The sequence below is a fragment of the Staphylococcus arlettae genome (assembly GCF_002902345.1).
Lineage (GTDB): Bacteria > Bacillota > Bacilli > Staphylococcales > Staphylococcaceae > Staphylococcus > Staphylococcus arlettae.
The window spans coordinates 95796-119956 of the sequence record NZ_PPQB01000012.1 but is presented as its reverse complement, the minus strand read 5'-3'; the positions used below and the strand labels follow the sequence as shown (position 1 = coordinate 119956).

General features: G+C 35.1%; 23 protein-coding genes. 20 read left to right on the top strand and 3 right to left on the bottom strand.

Annotation, left to right across the window (positions count from 1 at the left end):
- Positions 1–247: 247 nt before the first annotated feature.
- The 10 genes from CD036_RS06635 to CD036_RS06590 all read left to right on the top strand — a co-directional run bounded on the left by CD036_RS06635 (position 248) and on the right by CD036_RS06590 (position 11997).
- Positions 248–979, top strand: a complete 732-nt coding sequence (locus CD036_RS06635) for a phosphoadenylyl-sulfate reductase (RefSeq protein ID WP_002509058.1) — start codon at positions 248–250, stop codon at positions 977–979.
- Positions 980–1187: 208 nt separating this feature from the next.
- Entirely contained in the window at positions 1188–3035 is a 1848-nt protein-coding gene (locus tag CD036_RS06630) for an assimilatory sulfite reductase (NADPH) flavoprotein subunit (RefSeq protein ID WP_103388244.1), read from the top strand.
- Positions 3036–3054: 19 nt separating this feature from the next.
- On the top strand, positions 3055–4764 hold the full coding sequence (locus tag CD036_RS06625) for an NADPH-dependent assimilatory sulfite reductase hemoprotein subunit (protein WP_002509056.1): 1710 nt from the start codon (positions 3055–3057) through the stop codon (positions 4762–4764).
- Positions 4765–4789: 25 nt separating this feature from the next.
- Positions 4790–5563 (top strand): uroporphyrinogen-III C-methyltransferase, encoded by a 774-nt coding sequence (cobA, locus tag CD036_RS06620; RefSeq protein WP_002509055.1) that lies wholly within the window; start codon positions 4790–4792, stop codon positions 5561–5563.
- 19 nt (positions 5564–5582) lie between these two features.
- Positions 5583–6317 carry a sirohydrochlorin chelatase gene (locus tag CD036_RS06615; RefSeq protein WP_021459439.1) on the top strand — a complete coding sequence of 245 codons (735 nt, stop codon included), beginning with the start codon at positions 5583–5585 and terminating at the stop codon, positions 6315–6317.
- Positions 6318–6332: 15 nt separating this feature from the next.
- On the top strand, positions 6333–6944 hold the full coding sequence (locus tag CD036_RS06610; protein ID WP_002509053.1) for an NAD(P)-binding protein: 612 nt from the start codon (positions 6333–6335) through the stop codon (positions 6942–6944).
- A 21-nt stretch (positions 6945–6965) separates the two neighbouring features.
- Positions 6966–7859, top strand: a complete 894-nt coding sequence (locus CD036_RS06605; protein ID WP_103388243.1) for a sulfite exporter TauE/SafE family protein — start codon at positions 6966–6968, stop codon at positions 7857–7859.
- A gap of 33 nt (positions 7860–7892) precedes the next feature.
- Positions 7893–9077 (top strand): sulfate adenylyltransferase, encoded by a 1185-nt coding sequence (gene sat, locus CD036_RS06600; protein ID WP_002509051.1) that lies wholly within the window; start codon positions 7893–7895, stop codon positions 9075–9077.
- Between the two features lie 15 nt (positions 9078–9092).
- The gene (gene cysC, locus CD036_RS06595) at positions 9093–9692 is read left to right on the top strand and encodes an adenylyl-sulfate kinase (protein WP_103388242.1); all 600 of its coding nucleotides are present in this window, start codon (positions 9093–9095) and stop codon (positions 9690–9692) included.
- A gap of 481 nt (positions 9693–10173) precedes the next feature.
- The gene (locus tag CD036_RS06590) at positions 10174–11997 is read left to right on the top strand and encodes an assimilatory sulfite reductase (NADPH) flavoprotein subunit (RefSeq protein ID WP_103388241.1); all 1824 of its coding nucleotides are present in this window, start codon (positions 10174–10176) and stop codon (positions 11995–11997) included.
- Positions 11998–12122: 125 nt separating this feature from the next.
- On the opposite strand, the gene CD036_RS06585 is transcribed toward CD036_RS06590, so the two are convergent.
- A complete protein-coding gene (locus CD036_RS06585) occupies positions 12123–12305 on the bottom strand; it encodes a hypothetical protein (RefSeq protein ID WP_002509048.1) in 183 nt (60 codons plus the stop codon).
- A gap of 88 nt (positions 12306–12393) precedes the next feature.
- On the opposite strand from CD036_RS06585, the gene rbsR reads away from it, so the two are divergent.
- The 4 genes from rbsR (at position 12394) to rbsK (ending at position 16036) form a co-directional block, all read left to right on the top strand.
- Positions 12394–13404, top strand: a complete 1011-nt coding sequence (gene rbsR, locus CD036_RS06580; RefSeq protein ID WP_103388240.1) for a ribose utilization transcriptional repressor RbsR — start codon at positions 12394–12396, stop codon at positions 13402–13404.
- A 371-nt stretch (positions 13405–13775) separates the two neighbouring features.
- Positions 13776–14657 (top strand): ribose/proton symporter RbsU, encoded by an 882-nt coding sequence (rbsU, locus tag CD036_RS06575; protein ID WP_103388239.1) that lies wholly within the window; start codon positions 13776–13778, stop codon positions 14655–14657.
- A gap of 23 nt (positions 14658–14680) precedes the next feature.
- Positions 14681–15085, top strand: coding sequence for a D-ribose pyranase (rbsD, locus tag CD036_RS06570; protein WP_021459267.1), 405 nt, complete (start codon positions 14681–14683; stop codon positions 15083–15085).
- 36 nt (positions 15086–15121) lie between these two features.
- Positions 15122–16036 carry a ribokinase gene (rbsK, locus tag CD036_RS06565; RefSeq protein ID WP_103388238.1) on the top strand — a complete coding sequence of 305 codons (915 nt, stop codon included), beginning with the start codon at positions 15122–15124 and terminating at the stop codon, positions 16034–16036.
- Positions 16037–16091: 55 nt separating this feature from the next.
- On the opposite strand, the gene mmuM is transcribed toward rbsK, so the two are convergent.
- Both mmuM and CD036_RS06555 read right to left on the bottom strand, forming a co-directional pair.
- A complete protein-coding gene (gene mmuM / locus CD036_RS06560; RefSeq protein WP_021459269.1) occupies positions 16092–16997 on the bottom strand; it encodes a homocysteine S-methyltransferase in 906 nt (301 codons plus the stop codon).
- Positions 16994–18340 (bottom strand): amino acid permease, encoded by a 1347-nt coding sequence (locus tag CD036_RS06555; RefSeq protein ID WP_021459270.1) that lies wholly within the window; start codon positions 18338–18340, stop codon positions 16994–16996. The genes mmuM and CD036_RS06555 overlap by 4 nt, the downstream gene beginning before the upstream one ends.
- 344 nt (positions 18341–18684) lie before the next feature.
- Here CD036_RS06555 and CD036_RS06550 point away from each other — a divergent pair, with 344 nt between their 5' ends.
- The 6 genes from CD036_RS06550 (at position 18685) to CD036_RS06525 (ending at position 23969) form a co-directional block, all read left to right on the top strand.
- The gene (locus CD036_RS06550; protein WP_002509039.1) at positions 18685–19860 is read left to right on the top strand and encodes an FtsW/RodA/SpoVE family cell cycle protein; all 1176 of its coding nucleotides are present in this window, start codon (positions 18685–18687) and stop codon (positions 19858–19860) included.
- 82 nt (positions 19861–19942) lie between these two features.
- On the top strand, positions 19943–20452 hold the full coding sequence (locus tag CD036_RS06545) for a phosphatase PAP2 family protein (RefSeq protein ID WP_002509038.1): 510 nt from the start codon (positions 19943–19945) through the stop codon (positions 20450–20452).
- The gene (locus tag CD036_RS06540) at positions 20430–21341 is read left to right on the top strand and encodes an LCP family protein (protein ID WP_002509037.1); all 912 of its coding nucleotides are present in this window, start codon (positions 20430–20432) and stop codon (positions 21339–21341) included. Before CD036_RS06545 ends, CD036_RS06540 begins: the two co-directional genes overlap by 23 nt.
- Positions 21342–21373: 32 nt before the next feature.
- The gene (locus CD036_RS06535; protein WP_002509036.1) at positions 21374–22159 is read left to right on the top strand and encodes a sulfite exporter TauE/SafE family protein; all 786 of its coding nucleotides are present in this window, start codon (positions 21374–21376) and stop codon (positions 22157–22159) included.
- A gap of 169 nt (positions 22160–22328) precedes the next feature.
- Positions 22329–22949, top strand: coding sequence for a nitroreductase family protein (locus CD036_RS06530; RefSeq protein ID WP_037579571.1), 621 nt, complete (start codon positions 22329–22331; stop codon positions 22947–22949).
- A 171-nt stretch (positions 22950–23120) separates the two neighbouring features.
- Positions 23121–23969: a YitT family protein gene (locus CD036_RS06525; protein ID WP_225975826.1), complete on the top strand. Its 849-nt coding sequence runs from the start codon at positions 23121–23123 to the stop codon at positions 23967–23969.
- Positions 23970–24161 lie beyond the last annotated feature (192 nt).

Here is a 24161-nt window from a genome sequence, read left to right as displayed (position 1 = left end):
ACATTATATTTCTGTTCCACTCCCATGTAATAAAAATAAATTTTTTAAAAAAATTAATGCTAAAAAATGACGTTTCTACAAGGAGTAAACGTTTTCTACATGTTTTTCGGTTTAAATATTGCATTGACATGTAAATATACATCGGGTATGGTAATTAGCATAATTATTATTTTCTAAAAATTCTAAATTAAGAAATATTTTAGTTTGATAGAAAATACCCAAAAAGAAAAGGGGGCCTATATAATATATGACAGAAGCAAAGGTTACCTACGATACGTTTACGAACAATCTGTTTCAAGATTTAGATATCACAAATAGTACTAAAGGAGCCTATGATATTTTGAAGTGGGCTTATGACAGCTATGGTGATGAAATTGTCTATTCATGCAGTTTTGGTGCAGAAGGAATGATTTTGATAGATTTGATATCACAAGTGAAAGCCGATGCCAAGATTGTCTTTTTAGACACAGACTTACATTTTCAAGAAACGTACGATTTAATAGACCGTGTCAAAGAACGCTATCCTAAGTTGCAAATTGAACTGAAGAAGCCAGACTTAACATTGGATGAACAATCTGAACAGTATGGCACAGCATTATGGAAAAAAGACCCAAACCAATGTTGTTATATTAGAAAGATTAAACCTTTAGAAGAGGTGCTTGCAGGTGCTACGGCGTGGGTTTCTGGTTTGAGACGAGAACAATCACCAAGTCGTCAACACACGAATTTTATTAATAAAGATGAGCGCTTCAAATCGGTTAAGGTTTGCCCATTAATACATTGGACGTGGGATGATGTGTGGGAATATATTGAAACACATGATTTAACTTACAATGAATTGCACGATTTTCAATATCCGAGTATCGGCTGTATACCTTGTACTTCAAGAGTAGCAGCAGATGGAGATTCTAGAGCAGGTCGTTGGTCGGGATTTGGTAAGACAGAATGTGGACTACACACGGTAGATCCTAAAAATTAACTATACGCTATTAAAGATAGCCTATTTTTTTACAACTAATTCATAGTATTCTAATTGGAATTATAGGTTAGGTGCAATATAGTTGCTTGCCACAAAGTGACGCACGAGTATTACACCTCGTTGTGAATGTAGTTTAGTGGTTTGTTATAACTATATACCTGACTATTCTGATTAGTTTAATAAAAATAAAAATATGAGGTGACATCCCTTGCAATTAAGTGTAACGAACAGTCCATTTAGTGAAGAACAGGCAACACAAATAAATCAATTGTTGAGTACATTAACACCAGAACAACAAGTATGGTTAAGTGGCTATTTAACTGCTAATCAACAACTAGGTACGGCAGTAGTCGCACCTGAAGCAGCTACAGCAAATGCAACAACTGCTTCAACATCAATTGGAACAAATGATACTCACGAAATAACAAAACCACGAGCAATCACTGTTTTGTATGGCTCGGAAACTGGTAATGCACAAAGCTTAGCAGAAGTTTTAGATGCTCGTTTAACTGAAAATGGTTATACCGTAACGTTGTCGTCGATGGATGCTTTTAAAACAAAAGATCTGAAAAAGGTAGAGGATTTATTTATTGTATCTGCAACACATGGTGAAGGTGATCCACCAGACAATGCTATTACTTTCCATGAATTTATACATAGTAGAAAAGCACCAAAACTGTCAGGCGTACGCTATTCAGTACTATCTTTAGGTGATGAATCATATGAATTTTTCTGTCAAACAGGAAAAGATTTTGATGCCAGACTCAAAGAACTAGGCGGAGAAAGCCTTGTGGAGCGTGTAGATTGTGATTTAGATTATGATGAACCTGCAGATAAATGGATGAATGATATTTTACATGCATTGAGTGGCCCTCAAGATAACCGTGACGTTGTTTCAGAAAGTCATACATCAGTACAGTCAGCGAAAGAGAAAAAATATTCTAAGTCTAATCCTTATGAAGCAGAAGTCTTAGAAAATATTAATTTAAATGGACGAGGTTCTAATAAAGAAGTTAGACACGTGGAGTTGTTATTAGATAATTACGGTGAAGGTTTTGAACCAGGAGATTGTCTAGCAATCTTACCGGAAAATGATCCAGAAATCGTGACGCAATTAATAGAAGTATTGAATTTTGACGCTCAAGCAGTAGTAACTGTTGATACTAACGGTACAGAAGTAACCTTAGAAGACGCTTTGACATCACATGTTGAAATAACAAAATTAACTAAACCCTTAATTCAAAAATTAGCCGAATTAGTAGATGATAGTACGTTATCAACGAAATTAGCTGAAGATGGGTGGGTCCAAAACTATATTGAAGGACGCGATTTAGTCGATTTCTTTACGGACTTTGCAGTCACACAATTACAACCGCAAGCATTAGTAGATGTGCTTCGAAAATTACCAGCACGTGAATATTCTATTGCTAGTAGTTATAAAGCAAATCCTGATGAAGTACATTTAACAGTCTGTGCGGTGAGATATGAAGCACATAACAGAGAACGCAAAGGTGTATGTTCCATCCAATTTGCTGAACGTGTACAACCTGGCGATACAGTGAAAATGTATTTGAAAAAAAATCCAAACTTTAAATTCCCGTTTGATGAAGATAAAAAAGTCATCATGATTGGACCTGGTACAGGTGTTGCACCATTTAGAAGCTACTTAGAAGAACGTGAAGAATTAGATCTAAAAGGTAATACTTGGTTGTTCTTTGGTGAACAGCACTTTACTACAGATTTCTTATATCAAACAGATTGGCAAGGTTGGTTAGATGAAGGTTATTTAAGCAAAATTGACCTCGCATTTTCAAGAGATACTGATGAAAAAGTATATGTGCAACATCGTATCGAGGAAAATAGTGCAACATTTTATCAATGGTTGGAAGAAGGCGCAGCTATTTACGTTTGTGGTGATGAAAAGTATATGGCTAAAGACGTGCATGAAGCAATACGCCGTGTCGTAGAAAAAGAAGGCCATTTAAGTGAAGCAGATGCGGAAACGTATTTAACGCAATTAAAAACAGAAAAACGATATCAACGAGATGTATATTAAATAGGGAAGGAATGATAGCGTGACTAATTTCAATTCAGAGTTATCAGAGAAACTAGATGAAATGGAACGCATAAAAGTAGAAAGTAATTATTTACGTGGAACAATTGCTGAAGGATTAGTAGACCCTGTAACAGGTGCAATTGCAGAAGAAGACACTAAACTACTTAAGTTCCATGGTAGTTACATGCAAGATGATAGAGATTTAAGAGATGAGCGACGTAAACAAAAATTAGAGCCGGCATTTAGTTTTATGATTCGAGTACGTGTACCGGGAGGCACTGCTTCAGCAGATCAGTGGATCGCAATGGATGACATTGCAGATGCTTATGCCAATGGCACAATCAAACTAACAACACGCCAAGCGTTTCAATTTCACGGTATATTAAAGCGCGACTTAAAATTTTCTATGCAAAGCATAAATTCAGCGTTAATGGATTCTTTGGCTGCCTGCGGTGACGTGAATCGTAACGTTATGTGTAATCCGAATCCTTATCAATCTGGGGTGCATAGCGAAGTCAATGATATTGCCAATGACATTAGTAATCAGTTGTCGCCACAAACTGGTGCATATCATGAAATTTGGCTAGATGGCGAAAAAGTGTTAAGCACGAGCGAAGAGGTTGAACCGATGTATGGTAAAACGTATTTACCACGTAAATTCAAGATTGGTATTTCAGTGCCACCTTCCAATGACGTTGATGTGTACTCACAAGATATTGGATTAATTGCTATTACAGATAATGATGATAACTTAACTGGTTTTAATGTAACAGTTGGTGGAGGTATGGGTATGAAACATGGCGAACCTAGTACCTATCCACAACTAGGAAAGTTAATAGGCTATTTTGATAAAGCACAAGCAGTAGAGGTCGCGGAAACAATACTTACAATTCAACGTGACTATGGTAATAGATCTAATCGTGCCAATGCTAGATTTAAATATACAGTAGATCGCTTAGGCGTCGATTGGATTCTTAAAGAATTAAATAAACGTTTAGGTTGGGATTTGGAATCACCACGAGAGTTTCATTTTGATCATAATGGCGATCGTTACGGTTGGACAGAAGGTAGTGGCAAATGGCATTTCACATTGTTTGTGCAAAATGGCCGCGTCAAAGATACTACAGATTACAAATTAAAAACTGCATTGCGTAAAATTGCAGAAATTCATACAGGTGATTTCCGCTTATCACCGAACCAAAACTTAATTATTGCGAATGTCAGTGCTGAAGAAAAAGAAAATATTCAACAAATTATTGATGAGTACGGTATTACAGACGGTGAAAATTATACAGGTTTGCGTCGTAATTCCATGGCATGTGTCGCTTTCCCAACATGTGGATTGGCGATGGCTGAATCTGAACGTTATTTACCTTCATTATTGAATAAAATAGAGGAATTATTGGATGAAGCGGGCGTGAAAGAAGAAGAAATTACAATTCGTATGACAGGTTGTCCAAACGGTTGTGCAAGACCAGCATTAGCAGAAATCGCCTTTATCGGTAAAGCGCCAGGTAAATACAATTTATATCTTGGAGGTGGCTTTACGGGCGATCGTTTAAACAAATTATTTAAAGAAAATATTGGTGAAGACGAGATATTAGAAACATTGAAACCAATATTTATACATTATGGTAAAGAACGCGAAGAAGGCGAACGTTTTGGAGATTTTGTTATCCGTGCAGGTTATGTAGAAGCTGTAACAGATGGACAAAAATTCCATAGTTAATATATATCAAAAATGAGGTGGCAGAATGGGCAAGGTATATTTAGTTGGAGCAGGACCTGGAGACCCAGATTTAATAACGGTCAAAGGGGCAAAAGCAATAGAACAAGCAGATGTGATTTTATATGATCGACTCGTCAATAAGGCGTTACTAGATTATGCAGCTGATGGTGCGAGGTTTGTATATTGTGGAAAGCATCCTAATCATCATTCGATGCCTCAAGAAGATATTAATGCCTTACTTGTTGCTTTAGCGCAAAAAGGTAATACAGTCACTAGATTAAAAGGTGGAGATCCTTTCATCTTTGGTCGAGGTGGTGAAGAAGCAGAAGCACTTGCAGCAGAAGGATTAGCATTTGAAGTAGTACCAGGTATTACTTCAGGTGTGGCTGCACCTGCTTATGCTGGTATTCCTGTAACACATCGTGATTATAGTTCTTCTGTGGCTTTTGTCACTGCAGTTACAAAAGATGATGTAGACAATGATGAATATTGGCATAGTTTAGCACGTGGACCAGAAACGTTGTGCATTTATATGGGAGTGAAAAAATTACCAGAAATTAGTCAGCGTTTAATTAATCACGGTAGATCGAAAGAAACACCAGTTGCGTTAGTACATTATGGTACGACAGAACAACAACAAACTGTGACTGGAACACTAGACGATATCGTGGAACGTGCGAAAGCAATTAAAAATCCGGCGATGATTATTGTAGGTGAAGTTGTTAACTTACGAGACAAAATTAGTTGGTTTGAGCAAGAGCAAACACCTGCACAATTATTAGCTGCAACAAACCAATAAGCATTGGAGGTAGAGACCCATGCAAGGTGTGTTATATGTAAGCCATGGTAGTAGAGTGCCTGAAGCTACTCAAGAAGCCATAGAATTTATTACAGATGTTCAACAACAAGTTGATATATCACTACAGACAATATGCTTTTTAGAGTTAGCAGAACCTACGATTGCGGAAGGCGTGGAAACACTTGTCAAACAAGGTGCCACAACAATTGCAGTAATACCAGTATTGTTACTAAGTGCAGGGCATTATTTTAAAGATATACCTCAAGCAATAACTACAATACAACAACAATATCCGCATGTTTCATTTACATACGGTCAACCTTTAGGTGTTCAAAGTAGATTAACACAAATATTACAGACGCGTATTAATGAAACAGCAATACCTATCAACGAAGATGCGCAAATTCTAGTAGTGGGTAGGGGAAGTTACAATCCTCAAACGCAAGTTGATATTACTGCCATTGCACAAGAATTACAAACACTGTTGCCCGTAAATGATATTGAAGTATGTTATTTAGCAGCATGTAAGCCGTCGTTTGAAGATGCATTATCATCAGCATTAGAGTCAGAATATTCACAAATTTTTGTGGTGCCCTATATTTGGTTTACTGGTATTTTAGAACGTCACATAGCACAAACAGTTGACACTACAAAGAGCTCGAGTGACATCGTATTATGTGATCACTTAGGGCATCATCCAGCAATTAAAGAAGCATTGAAAGATAGAGTACTAGAAGCAGTAACGCAAGTGTAAGTTAGGAGTGAGGCTATGGCACATATGCCGATATTATTAGATTTAACAAATAAATCAATAGTCATAATTGGTGGAGGTGCTATTGCCGAACGCAGAGTTAACAAGTTGATGCAGTTTGATGCATATATCACGGTAATGAGTCCAACACTAACTGCGAAACTACAAAAGTTGTATGAACAACAGCAAATTCAATGGCTAGCACAAGACTATAGTATACATCAATTGCCACCTGCTGCATTAGTTGTCGTAGCAACTAATAATAAAGCAGTAAATCGTATGGTTAAGCAAGAATTACCACAACAGACGTTGTTAAACATGGCCAGTGATAGCGAGCAAGGTGATGTAGTATTTCCTGGGATATTAAAGCGAGGTAAATTATCGATTAGTGTCTCGACTTCGGGTGCTAGCCCCAAATTAACTACTGCTATCTTAGCAGAATTACAACAACAATTTCCGCCAGATTATGAACAGTATGTAGACTTTTTATATACCTGTCGGCAACAAATAAAGCAATCAAATATCTCACATGCGGAACAGCAAAAGTTATTAGCCACAGTACTAGATGACAAGTATCAATATAAGCAATTTCAACAACAACTGCTGTCCTGGCTAGCTGAAAACATATAACACGAAAGGAAGGTATTGCTTTTGAAAAAACTACTAATATTTGCACTTGCAGGTTTTTTTGCACAAATGATTGATGGTTCATTAGGTATGGGATTTGGGGCAACATCTTCCTCAATTTTATTAGCAGCAGGTGCTGCACCAGCAATTGTTTCAGCAACAATTCACTTTTCTGAAATTGCTACTACAGCGGCTTCAGGCGTGTCACATTATAAATTTAAAAATGTTGATAAGCGCATGGCTATTAAACTAGCAATACCTGGTGCAATTGCTGCATTTATTGGCTCAGCAGTGTTAAGTAATATACACAGTGATTTAATCAAACCATTTATTTCACTATTTTTACTGACGATGGGGCTATTTATTATTTATCAATTTGTCTTTAAAAAACAACATCAACAACAACTTAAAGAAGGAAAGTTTTCTAAATGGCAAATCATACCACAAGGTATTGTAGCAGGATTTTTAGACACGATAGGTGGCGGTGGCTGGGGACCTGTTAATACTCCATTATTATTATCACGAAATAAGATCGAGCCTCGATATGTTATAGGCACCGTATCTGCTAGTGAATTTTTCATCACATTATCTGCTTCTCTTGGCTTTATTATTTTTCTAGGGTGGGAACAAATTAGCTTGGGCTTAGTCGTTGCCTTAGCAATTGGTGGTGCAATTGCAGCCCCATTTGCAGCATGGATTGTGAAAGTAATGCCTGTGTATATATTAGCAGTATGTGTCGGAGGTATTATTATTTTCACTAATATTAGTACTTTCTTAGGTACTTTTGTAGATAATGCGACAGTTGTTATCAGTGTCAAAATAGCAGTAGTCATCCTGTGGTTTATTTTATTAATTTATACATTATATCAAAATAAACAATTACCATCTGTCATTACGAAAAAACAAACGAACAACTAACATAAATGAAATAAATATAAGGAGCTGAATAAAATGACTTTATCAACAGAACTTTTGGAAAATACTATTAAACCACACGGTGGCGAATTGGTTAATAGACAAGCAGTAGGTGCACAGCGTGAACAACTTATTGAAGTGGCACCACAATTAGCGTCATTAACATTAAACCCTTGGAGTTTATCAGATTTAGAATTAATTGCGATTGGTGGTTTTAGCCCATTGACTGGATTTATGGGGGAAAAAGATTACCATAGTGTTGTAGAAAATTTACATTTAAGTAATGGTTTAGTATGGAGTATCCCTATTACTTTACCTGTTACTGAAGCACAAGCAGATGAGCTATCTATCGGAGATAAAGTAGCATTATACGGAGAAGATAAGCAATTGTATGGTGTGCTCACATTAGAAGAAAAATTCACCTATGACAAAGAAAATGAAGCACAAAAAGTTTATGGCACAACAGAAACAGCTCATCCAGGTGTCCAAAAAGTTTATGAAAAAGGGAACGTATACTTAGCTGGCCCGATAGAGTTAGTAAACCGACCGAAACATGATGAATTTGATGAATTCCATCTAGACCCAAGCGAAACACGTCAATTATTTTATGATTTAGGTTGGAAGACTGTAGTAGGATTCCAAACTCGTAACCCTGTGCATCGCGCACATGAATATATTCAAAAAATTGCATTAGAATCTGTAGATGGGTTGTTACTTAATCCATTAGTTGGTGAAACTAAATCTGATGATATTCCAGCAGACGTTCGCATGGAAAGTTACCAAGTAATTTTGAAACATTATTACCCTGAAGAACGCAACAGATTAGTTATTTATCCGGCTGCTATGAGATATGCAGGACCAAGAGAAGCAATACTGCATGCAACAGTGCGTAAAAACTATGGATGTACACACTTTATTGTCGGACGTGACCATGCAGGTGTCGGTGATTATTATGGTACGTATGAAGCGCAAGAATTAATTAGTGAATACGAAACTGAGCTAGGTATTCAAATATTCAAATTTGAACATGCTTTTTATTGCACAAAGTGTGACAACATGGCGACAGCAAAAACTTGCCCACATGACAAGACAGCACATGTACATTTAAGTGGTACGAAAGTACGTGAAAAATTACGTAATGGCGAACAGTTACCAAAAGAATTCTCACGTCCAGAAGTAGCAGAGGTATTAATCAAAGGTTTACAAGTTACAGAAGCTTAAAAAGGAGACAGGAACATGACGACATCAACAAATATTACATGGCACGATTCAGAAGTTACTAAAGCACAGCGCCAGCAACGCAATCGCCATAAAAGTGCAGTGATTTGGTTTACTGGATTATCAGGTTCTGGTAAGTCTACAGTATCAGCAGCATTAGAAAAAGCACTTTTCGAACAACAAGTACAAACTTATCGACTTGATGGTGACAATATTCGACATGGTTTAAATAACAACTTAGGGTTCAGTCCAGAGGATCGTACTGAAAATATTCGTCGTATCGGTGAAGTAGGTAAACTTATGGTCGACGCTGGCGTATTAACGACAACAGCATTTATTTCTCCTTATGCAGCGGATCGTAATGTAGTACGTGACACTTTAGCGCAAGGTGAGTTCATAGAAGTCTATACAAAATGTAGTTTAGAAGGTTGTGAATCTCGAGACCCTAAAGGTTTATATAAAAAAGCACGTGCAGGAGAAATCCAAGGCTTTACTGGTATCAATGCACCATATGAAGCACCAACAAATCCAGAAATTGAAATTGATACAGAAGCCTTATCTGTAGATGAAGCGGTTGCTAAAATAGTAGCTTATTTAACAAAACATCAATACATTTAAAATAGTAGCAAGACAAATAGGAGACTGGGACAGCGTTGATTCATCCTAGTCTCTTTTCATATTCTCAGTAGATGACTGAACTGAAAATGCGCTGCAAATTAAGCTTTTTCAATTTTAGTCATCTTTGTCGGAGTGGTCGACGAAATCTTTGTAATAAAATTAGATTTCTGCCCCACTCCTATTTTTATGTATTTTGGTAGCTATAGGGCATTGATGTTCGCACCATGAAGTATAGATACTTGTAAAATTTATTTTATAGTAAATTTATATGGTGGTTATTTTGAATGTTTGCTTAATAATGAGTTAAATAATAAAATTATATAAGTGGGATAGATGAAAAACATATGTGTAGAGTGAAAATAACACATATGCTAATAAAAAGTATGGTAATAGTAACAATATAATAAGCGGGCGATATTCAAGGGACTAATAGTAGTTAAATTGTAACAGATAGATTAATCATACGAGAGGTGATGTTCCTTTGCATATCAATGATCAAAACAGTCCATTAACAGAAACCGAAGCGCAACAACTTACTGAAATAATAGCAAAATTAACTCCTGAACAGCGCGCATGGGTTGGACAATATTTAGTAGAAAATAGTAATAATACAACGATTCCAAGTAGTAACGAAGCTACAGAATCTTCACATATAACGAATAGTCCAGATGAAGCAGATAAACCGCGTAGTATTACTATATTATATGGTACTGAAACGGGTAATGCACAAACTGTGGCCGAGACATTAAATGAAAGATTAGTGGAAAATGGTTTTACAGTGACTATATCGGAAATGGACGATTACAAGTTTGATACGTTAGCACAATCCGAAGACTTGTTCTTGATTTCGTCAACTCATGGTGAAGGGGAACCACCAATAAGTGCGATTTCATTTTATGAATTTTTATATAGTGAACAAGCTCCAAATTTGGCAGACGTACGTTATTCAGTTTTAGCACTTGGCGATGAGTCATTTGAATTCTTTTGCCAAGCAGGTAAAGATTTCGATGAGCGTGTTGCTGAATTAGGTGCGACTCGCCTTGTTGAACGTGTGGATTGCGACTTTGACTATGAAGAATCTGCCGAATCATGGATGCAACAAGTATTGTCTGCAGTAGGTGACCAAGACGACAATCGCGTTGCTGCTACAGACAGTACAGAATCTGTACTGTCTATGAAAGAGCGTAAATATTCAAAATCCAATCCATACTATGCAGAAGTGTTAGAGAACATCAACTTAAATGGTGAAGGTTCGAATAAAGAAGTTAGACACATCGAATTATTGTTAGATAATTATGGAGAAGGATTTGAACCTGGCGATAGTTTAGATATCTTTCCAGCAAATGATGACCAACTTGTCATGCAACTCATTGCTATGTTGGGTTGGGATCCATATGAAGATATCATTTTAGATAATGGGGATGCAGTATCTGTAGTAGATGCGTTGACACACCATTTTGAAATCACTAAATTAACGCCAACATTACTGAAAAACATGGCAGTTTTAATAAATGATGATGAGTTGAATAACTTAGTTTTAAATGATACATGGGTTAAAGATTATATTTATGGTAGAGATCTTATCGACTTATTTAGTGAATATTATCCACCAGCTGTTAGCCCTGATATTGTAATAGAAAATTTACGGAAATTGCCACCACGTACTTATTCTATAGCAAGCAGTTATAAAGCAAATCCTAATGAAGTGCATATTACCGTAAAAGCTGTAAGATATGAATCTTACGGTCGTGCACGAAATGGTGTATGTTCTACGCAATTAGCAGATCGTGTGAAACCCGGTGAAAGCGTGAGAATGTGCTTGAAGAAAAATCCAAGTTTTAAATTCCCATTTGATGAAGATACAAAAGTTATTATGATTGGTCCTGGTACTGGAGTAGCACCATTCCGCAGTTTCTTAGAAGAACGAGAAGATTTGAATTTAAAAGGAAATACATGGTTATTCTTTGGAGATCAAAAACGTACTACAGACTTTTTATATGAAGCTGATTGGCAAGCATGGTTAGCAAATGGTACGTTAGCGAAATTAGATTTAGCTTTTTCTAGAGACACTGCTTCAAAATTATATGTGCAAGATAAAATTAAAGAAAATAGTGAATTATTTTATCAATGGTTAGAATCAGGTGCAGCTATTTATATTTGTGGTGATGAAACGTATATGGCCAAAGCAGTTCATGAAGCAATAAGAGAAGTGATAGCAACTGAAAGTAAGTGCAATGAAGAAGAAGCAGAAGCGTATTTAACACAATTAAAAGTAGACAGACGATATCAACGTGATGTGTACTAAAGTACTTAAGCCTCGAAATAGTCGATTTCGAGGCTTATTGTATAAGTTTTTTAAGTAAATAGTAGTCATATAGTTAGTAAACTATATAATTATTTACAAGTGTATTTTATACAGAAATTTGAGCGTTAACTGCATTGTTCATTATATTTCATCATGTTATTTCTAACGACGATCATAGCGACATTAATAAAACAGGCAAGTATGCCAATCAATATGACATAGTTAGAACCTAATGTAGCTATGAATAAACCAGCAATAAAAGTGCCAACAGTAGTACCTAAATTAACAGAAGATAAAAAAGATACCATTAGATAAATCTGGAGTCTCTGTTGCAAGTGTATAAGTTTTAAAGTTATCATTAAATGGACAATTGGAAGATAAGGAGGGTGTTACTACATGAAAAAGGTCTCTATCAAAGATGTAGCTAAAGAAGCAGGTGTATCTTTAACAACAGTATCGCAAGTATTAAACGACAAGCGTGATCGCTTTACTACTGATACTATCGAAAAAGTACTTGCTGCTAAACAAAAGCTAGGTTACTTGCCAAATAAAAATGCGCAACAATTAAGAGGCAGTAAAACTAAATTAATAGGTGTGTTATTACCGAATTTGGCTAACCCATTTTTCTCTACGATGATGCAATCGATGGATGCAAACAAAGAATCTGATGTAGATTTATTCTTTTTGACAGCGCCTGAAGAAGATATTGAAGCAGGTATCATGCATTTAGTAGAACGTGGGATGGATGGTTTGATTATTGCGCAAATGATTAAAAACCCTGAACGTTTAAATAATTATTTAACTACGCATAGAATACCATATGTAGTATTAGACCAAAGTGATGACCATGGCTTTACAGACATTGTACGTACGCATGAAACAGGTGGTGGAGAGTTAGCAGCACGTCATTTGATTGAGTTAGGTCATAAGCAGCTTACAATCGTCCAACCTGCTCATCTAACGAGTAATATGAACTTGCGTATGGAAGGCTTTAAACACTATTGCCAATCACATAATGTGGCAACACCTAAAGTGATTGAAAGCACTTTATCGAAAGCAGGAGGATATGCAGCCGTCGACGATATTATTGCATCACATTCTACGGCAGTGTTTGCAACGAATGATGAAATGGCTATTGGTATTATTAGAGGCTTGGCTGATAAAGGATGGCAAGTGCCTCAAGATGTATCGATTGTAGGCTTTGATGATATCGATATTGCTCAATACATGACACCTGCACTGACTACGGTTGCACAACCGATAGAAACAATCGGAGAAGTGGCTTTGCAATTAATTATGGACAAGTTAGACAGCACATTAACTCACCGTGACCAACAATCTATAGTCTTGCCGAGTGAACTTATAGTAAGAGCGACTACGGCACGTGCCAACTTGGATAACAGTTAAGATAAACACGTATTTATACATAATTAACGCTATTACAAATGAGGTTAAAGGAATTTACATAAAATGTGGTCGTAAATTGAATAATGTAATTGTGCAATAACCTAGTCGTCTATAACGACTAGGTTATTTTTATTACTACAAATTAAATGTTTTTGTGAGCAAAAAACAGTGCGCAAACATTTAGTTTAAGACCCTGTGTGACAACAAAAATAAGCACGATGTAACGTAAAATCAACATGGTAAAATTGAAAAATATTAATGAAAGCGTATACAAAAAATAAAAATAGTGGTATTATAAATCTAGTAAAACGTTTTACTAAATCGTTTTACCTAATAATAAATACACATAATTTTAGATATAGAGGTGTCATATGGATATTATAGCGTTGTTAGTCGGATTAGGTCCGTTACTAGGTTGGGGGTTATTTCCAACGATTGCATCATTATATGGCGGGAAACCAGTAAACCAAATTTTTGGTGCAACTGTAGGAACATTGATTTTTGCAGCAGTTTTTGCATTAATTCAAGGAATGTCGCTGCCGACAGGAATGGATTTAGTATTTTCTTTAATTTCAGGTGCAGGTTGGGCATTTGGACAAATTATTACATTTAAAGCTTTTGCATTAATAGGATCATCAAAAGCAATGCCTATTACTACAGCTTTCCAATTATTGGGAGCTTCATTATGGGGCGTGTTTGCATTAGGCGACTGGCCTGGAGTAACGAATAAAATTATTGGTTTTACTGCATTGCTTGTTATTTTAATAGGTGCGCGAATGACAGTTTGGAAAGAAACACAAGAATCACAATATAGTAAGAATTTAAAACGTGCAGTTATTTTACTACTAATTGGTGAAATTGGTTATTGGGCATATTCTGCTGCGCCACAAGCAACAGATATTGGAGGTATGCAAGCCTTCTTACCACAAGCGATGGGAATGGTAATTGTAGCAGTAGTATACGCATTGATGAATTTAAAACACCAAAATGCATTTACAGAAAGTGTCAGTTGGAAGCAAATTATTTCTGGTTTCTTCTTCGCATTTGCTGCATTAACATATTTAATTTCTGCTCAACCAGATATGAATGGCTTAGCTACAGGATTTGTCTTGTCACAAACTTCTGTCGTATTAGCTACATTAACAGGTATTTATTTCTTAAAACAGAAGAAAACGCCAAAAGAGCTAGTAATTACTATTATAGGTTTAGTATTAATTTTAGCTGCAGCAACTGTTACGGTATTTATAAAATAGTATAATCTAAGGGAGAGAGTGTAATGAAAAAAAATCGAGTATTAAATAGTCATGTGTCACATGCAATAGCAACATTAGGTCATTTTGATTTAATTACAATAAATGATGCGGGCATGCCGATTCCGAATGATGATCGTCGTATCGATTTAGCGATAGAAAAAGAATTACCGACATTTATTGCTATGTTGAGTAATGTGTTAAGTGAAGTTAAAGTACAAAAGGTTTATTTGGCCGAAGAAATTAAAACAGCGAATCCAGATCAATTAGTAGCAATAAAAGAGTTGTTAGACGAAGATGTAACAATTGAATTTATTCCACATGATGAAATGAAACAAAATTTAACACATACTTTAACAAAAGCCAATATTCGTACAGGAGAAATAACACCATTTTCTAATATTGCTTTGGAATGTAATGTAACATTTTAATAGGGATTAAGTTTGAACAGTAAAGGAGAAAACACTATGACGAATAAAGTAGTAATTATCGGTTCTACAAATGTAGATAAAATTATCAATGTAGCACGATTTGCTAAACCTGGTGAAACATTACATGTAGATAATGCGCAAAAAATATATGGTGGGGGCAAAGGTGCGAACCAAGCATTAGCGACAGCACGTTCTAATGCACAAACTACATTCATCTCAAAAATTGGCAGTGATGGAGATGCTAATTTCATGTTAGAAGATTTCCAAGCTGCACAAATGAATACAGATTATATTATTACAACGGATGAAGCAGAAACAGGACAAGCATTTATTACTATAGATGAAGCTGGTCAAAATACAATTCTTGTTTATGGTGGAGCTAACATGACTTTGAATGAACAAGATGTAGAGCAAGCTGAAGCGGCTATTGCTAACGCTGACTATATTATCGCGCAATTAGAAGTACCGGTGCCAGCTATTATTAAAGCATTTACGATTGCACGTCAACATGACGTAACAACAATCTTAAATCCAGCGCCTGCAAGTGAATTATCTAAAGCACTCTTGCAATTAACAGATATTATTATTCCTAATGAATCAGAAGCAGAATTATTAAGTGGTATTCCAGTGACTGATCGTGATTCAATGCATAAAAATGCTGATTATTTCTTATCATTAGGTATGCAAGTAGTATTAATTACATTAGGTGAGCAAGGTACTTATTATGCTACAAAAGAGGATGCTAATTTAATTCCAGCAGTTAAAGTACATGCTGTAGATACTACTGCAGCAGGGGATACTTTTATTGGTGCATTTGCAAGCCGATTGAATATGGAAAACTTTAATATTGAAGAAGCTATTACTTATGCTAATAAAGCGGCCTCTATTGCAGTACAGACAGAAGGAGCTCAAAAATCTATTCCTGAGGAAGTTACTGTGTTAGAGCAATAATAATTAAATAAATAAAGTCCGAGGTAATATGCCTCGGACTTTTTTATTATGAAATTTAACGATTTAATTTTGCAACAATACGTTCGATGGTTTGAGGTGTTGTCTGACAACACCCTCCAATAATAGCTACATTTTGTTGTGCCCAGCTCGTAACACAATCCAAAATTGCTTGTTCATTACTGTCAGAAGACCAAGTTTTCGACTCAGCATCATAATGTGCGCCACCATTAGGATATAAGGCGATAGTTTGCGGTAATGACAATAATCCTCTAGCTATAGTGTTATTAATTCCAGTAACAGTAGAACAATTAATGCCAAATATAGGTAATATAGGGTCGTAATCTTGTAAGTAATCTCGCAACGTTTCGAAAGCTGTTCCGTCTGATAAATTACCGGCATCATCCACTGTTACAGATAACCAAAATGTCTGTTTTTGATTATAAAGAGGGATGATTGCTGTCACAATGGCTTGGATTTCTGCAAAGCTTGGTATAGTTTCGAAAACAAAATCATGCACGCCTTGTGCAATTAGGCTGTCGATGCGCTGACGATGAAAGTCGACATAATCTGACCTAGAGATATTATAAGTGCCAGTGTACTCAGAGCCATCGCTCAAATAAGCACCATAAGGACCTAAGCTACCTACAATAACTTGTTGTTCTGTAGTTGCTTGTTTAACTTGATAAACAGCATCAGCGATTAATGCATCGATAGCGGCATCACTCAAACCTATAGCTGAAAATGTAGCATAACTAGCTTGATAAGTACTTGTCAGCAATATATCCGCACCTGCTTGTGTAAAATCAGCATGGGCTTGTTGGATTTTTGCTGGATCATTTTTTAATATTTCACTCGACCACAGTGAGGTGTTTAAGTTACAACCATATGATTCTAACGTAGTTGCTAGACCACCATCTAAGATTAACGGGCGTTTTAGTAATAATTTATCTTTTAGTCTCATAGATTTGTCGACTCCTTACGGTTGTATTTAAAGTAATAGTAAAGTAGTGCTAGTACAGCAAATGGTATACCGAAATACAATGCTGGCGCTTGATTACTATCAAAAATCATTCCAATACATGAAATGAAACAAAGAATAAAGGCAATGATAGGGACACTTTGATGTATTTTAAGTGAAGGTTCAAGGCGTTTAGCATTAAAGTAAGAAATACAAATACTCATCCAGACAATAACGACTGCCAACCCGGCTATTGAGACTAAAACGACATACAGTGTATCAGCGACATAAACACTAGATAATAATGACAGTAAGCCACCGAGCATACTAAAAAGTATAGCGCGAATAGGTAATTTAGCTCGGTTTAAGACTCCAAACCATTGCGGGAACATGCCCTCATTCGCTAAGCTCCAAATCATTCTACTAGCTGCATATAACCCTGAATTAGCAGCAGACAGTAAGGCTGTAATAATAACGATATTCATAATATCACCAGCAAATGGAATACCAATACGTTGAAAAATCACAACAAAAGGACTTTCTAATGATTTTCCTTGGTAACTAGGAATCAAAATTGAGATGACTACCATTGTGCCTATGAAGAAAATAATAAGACGCCATAGTGTTGCACGAATGGCTTTAGGAATAACTTGTGCTGGAGCTTCAGTTTCTCCAGCAGCAATACCTATTAATTCTGTTCCACTAAAAGCATAATTTACTGCTAACATAGTTAAAAATACTGCGCCTAAACCATTAGGGAAAGTTGGTTGTGTATAACGTTCTATAATAGTGCTACTACCTTGGTAGCCATCATAGTTAATCAAACCAATAATTACAGCAATACCTAAAATAATAAACGCAATGATAGCTATAACCTTAACTAAAGAAAAGTAAAATTCCACTTCGGCATAAAAGCGTGTAGAAATGATATTAAACACTAATACTAGAATAATGGCAATCGTAGAAAAAATATAAACGGGAACATCGGGTAACCATTTTTGCATTAATAGACCGACAGCAGTAAATTCTGAACCTAAAGCTACTGTCCAAGTTAGCCAATAAAACCAAGCTACAATGTAACCTACAGCTGGGTGGATATAACGACTCGCATAAACATGAAAACCTCCGGTAACGGGGTGTTTAATTGCTAGTTGTCCCAAGCACAGCATAACTAGATATACGAGTACAGCACCAATTATATAGGAGAGAACTGTACCTAATGGTCCTGCTTGTTGCAAAGTATAACCTGAACTTAAAAATAATCCTGTACCAATTACGCCACCAAAACTAAGTAACATTAAATGTCGTTGTTTCATGGTGCGTTTAAAACTATCGTGTTGTTGCATAACAGTGCTCCTCACATCGTAACTTAATTAAAAAACGTAATTTTAAATATAATCATCAATTGTATTGTTTTCTGAAAATTTAGTCAATCGCTTTTTGAAAATATTTTTTAAGAAAATAAATTTATTAAGTATATAAAACAATTAAGTTTTTTGAATAATGCAGTATGGGGTGCCACTGATTAGACGAACAGTAGAAATAGTAGTTGTATTGAATAGAGTAGATATATGGTGCAAAACTAATTTTAGCCTATGTTTATAAAAAAGTTAGGTAGTCCTAAAGTATGATTGTGCTAAAACTTGCATTTTGTTTTACTAAAGTATAGCAAATGTACTGAGGTGAGCATATGAAGCAAGTCATTTTGAAAATTTGGGAGAAGGTGAAGTATTTAGATTTTAGTTTAATCCTGTGTTATATCTTATTGGGCTTAGTAGGTGTTGTAATGGTTTATAGTGCGAGTATGGTTGCAGCATCTAAAGGAACATTAACTAATGGATTACCAATTAAAGCCAATCATTTTATGACCAGACAATTAATCTTTTTCGTATTAGGTTTAGGCATTGTGCTATTTTTTAGTTTGTTTTTAAATTTAAATGCGTTCAAACGGAGTGGGACTCAACAATTCATCGTATTAGCAACATTAGCCCTATTATTAATTACAGTGTTGGTTGGTAAAGAAATAAATGGTTCTCGCAATTGGATTAATTTAGGATTTTTTAGTTTACAATCCTCAGAGTTTTTAAAACTAACTTCTATTTTTTATCTTTCTTACATTATTGATCGACGCTTATCATTAAAAATAGATTATAGCGTAAAGCAATTAATTCCTCCATTAGCACTGTTAGGAATTGGACTATTTTTAGTATTATTACAAGGCGATTTAGGTGGAACGCTTTTAACCGTAGCAATTATTGCTTGTATATTGTTGTATTCTGATATCAAAAATAAAATAAAGCTACAAATATTGGGCGTAACGTTAGTTCCTATGTTGTTATACATAATTTACACATTAATCTTTGATGTTAAAAATGTTTACCGTTTAAGGCGTTTACAAGTCGTTATTGATCCCTTCAAATATGAAAATAGTGATGGTTATCAACTTACCACTGCTTTAACTTCTATTGCCAATGGAGGGCTGACGGGACGTGGTTTGGGTAATGGCATTTCTAAACTAGGTTATTTACCTGAGCCACATACAGATTTTATTTTTACAGTTATTTCCGAGGAAATGGGATTGTTAGGAGTGGTCTGTGTATTAATTATTTATGCTGTTATTTTGGTGAAAGGACTTATTTATGCCAATAAAACAACAGATCATTTTTATAAATTAGTCTGTATAGGTATTGTGAGTTACATCTTTGTTCAAGTGTTTATCAATTTAGCAGGTGTCTCAGGGATGATTCCATTAACTGGTGTAACACTGCCAATGCTAAGTTATGGTGGTTCATCCATGTTAAGTATCAGTTTAGCAATTGGCACATTAATGGCAGTTGCCAGAAAAATAAATGCAGGAGGCGCTTAAATTGAAAAACTTTTATTCCATGCTTTCGTTGTGTGCATTACTAATTTTATTACTGATGTGCATTATTACTGGAGTAAGTGACATGATTGATCGTTACGCACATCAACTTGCACTGCACTTACTACCGAATCCATTTTTCAAACAAGGGCTTAGTATTTTGTCCGATATCTTAGCGCCAGTGCATTGTTTGATTTTAGTATTATTAATTTTAACAGGTCTGTACTTTTATCGACGCAAAACATTTTGGTTATATGGTTTTTGGTGTTTTAGTGTGTTTCTTATTGGTACCGTTATGAAATATGCTATTGCTCGACCTCGACCATCAGTTGCTTTTGATGGGTATAGCTTTCCGAGTATGCACGTATTAAGCGTAAGTATTTTAGTAAGTTTAATCATATTAATTACGCATCATAAAGGGGTTAAAGTTATTGGTATTGTGTTAGTTTGTGCAATGATACTGTCACGTGTTTATGTTAATGCGCATTATCTTACTGATACTGTAGGAAGCTTGTTAGTCATAGCTATTATGTTAATATCATTAGCTATGACAGAAACGGAGGAATACCGTCATGAATATAACCAAGAGAAGTAAAATAATAATGATATTATTGATATTATTAATCGTCATAAGTAGTTTTATAATATATAAAATAATTCATTTTAATAATGCGATTCAAGATTCACAACATAGTAAACAAACTGTAGCGACACAGCACAAAATTAAAGCACAAAAACCAATTTCAATAGCCATTTTTGGTGTGGATTCTGATGCTACTCGCGCAAAAACACATACGGGTCAACGTACAGATACTATAGTAATAGCATCTATAAATCCACAGAATGAGAAGACTGAACTAATCTCCGTGCCAAGAGATACATATAGTGAAATACCAGGTATAGAAGGTCATGAAAAAATGGCACACGCTTATGCATATGGTGGGCCTAAATTAGCAATGGAAAGTTTGCGTCAAAATTTAAATGTGCCAATAGATGGATATATGACAGTCGATATGGATGGTTTCCAACAACTCATTGATCTTTGTGATGGTGTAACAGTTACTAGTAATGCAACTTTTAATTACAATGGTTCTAATTTTAAGGAAGGTAAGAAAGTTACATTATCCGGTGATAAAGCATTAGATTACGTACGTAGTCGTAAGGAAACAGGTGCTGGCGGAGATGAAGGACGTACTGCAAGACAGAGACAAGTTATTGAAGCATTAGGTAAAAAATTAAACCAGTCCAACAGTTTGATAACGTTGAACCGTATACTGAAAGTGACAGAAAATAATGTACAAACAAATTTAAGCTTAGGAGATTTAAAATCATTGTATAGTAACTATAAACCTGCACTTAAAAATATGCATAAAGCAACAATAGATGGTGAAAACTTAATTGAAGATGATGGAATTTGGTATTTTGAAGCAAATGAAGATGATAAAAGTGTTAAAATTAATAATTATAAAAATAATTTAAAATAAATTAATGCTATACATATTGAAAGGGTGTAACTATGGCGATTATCATATTGCTTTTAATTGGAGTCGTATCCTCAATTATTGGATCACTGATTGGTGTAGGTGGTGGCATTATTATTGTGCCTACATTAGTATTTATCGGGGCTAATTCTGATATATTATCAGGTATTACAACACAAACCGCAATCGGTATATCATCATTAACTTTAGTATTTACAGGGTTATTTTCCATTTTAAGATATCGTGCGAGTGGTAAAAACTCAATTGATTTTAAACACGGAATAATGTTTTCAATCGGCATTATTCCGGGCTCATTATTTGGCGCATATTTAAGTCGCTTTTTAAATGATGTTTACTTTAACATCATATTTGGCGCATTTTTACTAATTATTTCTATCATTTTAATTATTAAGGATCGTTTAGCAGCAAAAACTGAAGATAAAGAGAAAAATGTACATATACCATTAGCGATTGGTTTTTCTTTCTTTGTTGGTATAACAGCTGGTTTGTTTGGCATAGGTGGTGGAGTTTTAATGACACCGTTAATGATTATCGTCTTTAATTTCACACCACATGTTGCTGTGGCTACGAGTATGATTATTATATTCACTTCCAGTTTATCTAGTTCCGTAGGTCATATTGTCCAAGGGCATGTGTTGTGGGGGTATGGTATCATTTTAATTCTTGCGAGTTTCGTAGGTACGCGAATTGGAGTTAAAATCAATCAAAGTATAGATGCTGCTAAATTATCCAATTTATTAAAAATAGTGTTAATTCTTATGAGTATTTATCTTATTTTTAAAGGTGTGAATGCTTTATAATAACTGAAATATTAAGTTAATTAACACTTTGCTATATGTGTTGTATAGACAACGTATAATGAATCTTGATAGCTGCTTTCTGAACCGAATATATTTATTATACTGATTATGTGAAAAATAAGTAGTTGAGCTACGCATAATTAGAAAGAAGGAAAGTATAGTGACAAAAATGAATGATTTTAAAGATATTTTAGCTGGTCGCAAATCTGTGAAACTTTTTGATGAACAATATAAAATTCCACACGAAGAAATGGAAGATATGATTCGCCAGGCAACGATGGCACCATCTTCGGTAAATATGCAACCTTGGCGCTTTATGGTTGTTGAAAGTGACGAAGGAAAAGCTAAGTTACGTCCGTTAATTAAATTTAATACTAATCAAAATGATACATCTTCTGCCATGGTAGTTATTTTTGGAGATATGGCATGTCATGAAAATGGTGAATTTATTTATAGTAAAGCCGTAGAAAATAACTATATGCCATTAGAAGTTAAAAACCAAATGTTACCGACCGTAACAGAGTTTTATAATAGTATTTCAACGCAACAAATGAATGACATCGTTAAAATTGATAGTAGTCTTGCTGCTATGCAATTTATGTTAGTAGCTAAAGCACATGGTTATGATACGAATCCAATTGGTGGTTTTGAAGCGGATCAAATCGCAGAAACATTAGGCTTAGATGCGACACGTTATGTCCCAGTTGTAATTATCGCTGTTGGTAAAGGTGTTAAAGAAGCTCATGCTTCATATAGAATGCCTGTAGACAAAGTTATGCAATATGTTTAAAGGACTTAATTTGATCTTACAAAAAGCACTTCCACTATAGTGGGGAGTGCTTTTTATTATGTAAATATTATTTTAATATTGCGACTTTATTTTCTTGGGAAAATAAGGTTTTACAGTATCTCTAAATCAGTTATAATTTAAAGCTGTGTGTTAAAAATGAATTAAAGGAGGCTGAAAAATAGTATGAATGAGCATTTAAAAAATATTATCTTTATTGCTTTAGGCGCTTTTTTAGCAGCAGTAGGTATCAATGCATTTGTCATTCCAACAAATTTAGGTGAAGGTGGTTCAATTGGTATTTCATTGATTTTGAAATATACGTTGTCTATTTCTCCGGCATTATCTACTCTAATAATTAATATCTTTTTAATTATCATCGGTTGGAAATATTTAAGTAGAGTAAGTGCGATTTATACTATTTTTACGATTACTTTTATTTCTTTATTTTTAACGTTGACTGAACGGATAAATTTAGGTATTGATTCCACATTTATTGCAGTGATTTTTGGTGGTGTACTTATTGGGATTGGCACAGGTCTGATTTTAAATACAGGAGGTACATTAGGTGGTACATCGGTTATCGCAATGATTATTTATAAGTATTTTAATGTGAAACCTGCCAAAGGATTATTAATATTAGATATCATTGTTGTAGTGTCTGCATTGGTAGCAATTAGTTTTCAAAATGTGTTGTTTACAATTGTGATGCTTTTCATGGTAGAAAAAGCAATGTCTTTCGTCTTAGAAGGTTTCAATCCACAAAAGGCTGTAACTATCATTTCGCATCAGCATAAAGCGATTAGTGAAAGTATTTATCAAGCTACTGGAAGAGGCGCGACGCTATTAAATGGTAAAGGGCAATATTCGCAAAAAGATATGGAGGTCATCTATGTGGTGATTTCTCAAAATCAATTAACACCATTAAAACAAATTATTAATGATATTGATCAAGATGCCTTTGTTGTTGTACATGATGTTCGAGATGTATTTGGTAATGGCTTCTTAAGATTTAATAACTAAAAAGTAACTGGTTTTGTTGGCAGTTTTTGTGCACGCTTTCCGCGGGCACAGCTCAGCCTGTAGTCTTCGCTTGTGCTATTTCCGCAGGAGTCGGCTCAAAAGACTGCCAATATTGAATTAAAGTTCAAACGAATTATCATTTAAAATTTGCCCGTGTTCTAAAACAAGGAAATGGGACATCATTGAATCGTT

What these genes read in the sequence shown, in the direction of transcription:
- CD036_RS06550 (WP_002509039.1), top strand. Translation starts at nt 18,685, where the DNA reads ATGAAGCAAGTCATTTTGAAAATTTGGGAGAAGGTGAAGTATTTAGAT.
- mmuM (WP_021459269.1), bottom strand. Translation starts at nt 16,997, where the DNA reads ATGAGACTAAAAGATAAATTATTACTAAAACGCCCGTTAATCTTAGAT.
- rbsD (WP_021459267.1), top strand. Translation starts at nt 14,681, where the DNA reads ATGAAAAAAAATCGAGTATTAAATAGTCATGTGTCACATGCAATAGCA.
- rbsU (WP_103388239.1), top strand. Translation starts at nt 13,776, where the DNA reads ATGGATATTATAGCGTTGTTAGTCGGATTAGGTCCGTTACTAGGTTGG.
- CD036_RS06540 (WP_002509037.1), top strand. Translation starts at nt 20,430, where the DNA reads ATGAATATAACCAAGAGAAGTAAAATAATAATGATATTATTGATATTA.
- CD036_RS06535 (WP_002509036.1), top strand. Translation starts at nt 21,374, where the DNA reads ATGGCGATTATCATATTGCTTTTAATTGGAGTCGTATCCTCAATTATT.
- CD036_RS06615 (WP_021459439.1), top strand. Translation starts at nt 5,583, where the DNA reads ATGCAAGGTGTGTTATATGTAAGCCATGGTAGTAGAGTGCCTGAAGCT.
- CD036_RS06585 (WP_002509048.1), bottom strand. Translation starts at nt 12,305, where the DNA reads ATGGTATCTTTTTTATCTTCTGTTAATTTAGGTACTACTGTTGGCACT.
- cysC (WP_103388242.1), top strand. Translation starts at nt 9,093, where the DNA reads ATGACGACATCAACAAATATTACATGGCACGATTCAGAAGTTACTAAA.
- CD036_RS06610 (WP_002509053.1), top strand. Translation starts at nt 6,333, where the DNA reads ATGGCACATATGCCGATATTATTAGATTTAACAAATAAATCAATAGTC.
- sat (WP_002509051.1), top strand. Translation starts at nt 7,893, where the DNA reads ATGACTTTATCAACAGAACTTTTGGAAAATACTATTAAACCACACGGT.
- rbsR (WP_103388240.1), top strand. Translation starts at nt 12,394, where the DNA reads ATGAAAAAGGTCTCTATCAAAGATGTAGCTAAAGAAGCAGGTGTATCT.
- rbsK (WP_103388238.1), top strand. Translation starts at nt 15,122, where the DNA reads ATGACGAATAAAGTAGTAATTATCGGTTCTACAAATGTAGATAAAATT.
- CD036_RS06530 (WP_037579571.1), top strand. Translation starts at nt 22,329, where the DNA reads ATGAATGATTTTAAAGATATTTTAGCTGGTCGCAAATCTGTGAAACTT.
- CD036_RS06545 (WP_002509038.1), top strand. Translation starts at nt 19,943, where the DNA reads ATGATTGATCGTTACGCACATCAACTTGCACTGCACTTACTACCGAAT.
- CD036_RS06555 (WP_021459270.1), bottom strand. Translation starts at nt 18,340, where the DNA reads ATGCAACAACACGATAGTTTTAAACGCACCATGAAACAACGACATTTA.
- cobA (WP_002509055.1), top strand. Translation starts at nt 4,790, where the DNA reads ATGGGCAAGGTATATTTAGTTGGAGCAGGACCTGGAGACCCAGATTTA.
- CD036_RS06635 (WP_002509058.1), top strand. Translation starts at nt 248, where the DNA reads ATGACAGAAGCAAAGGTTACCTACGATACGTTTACGAACAATCTGTTT.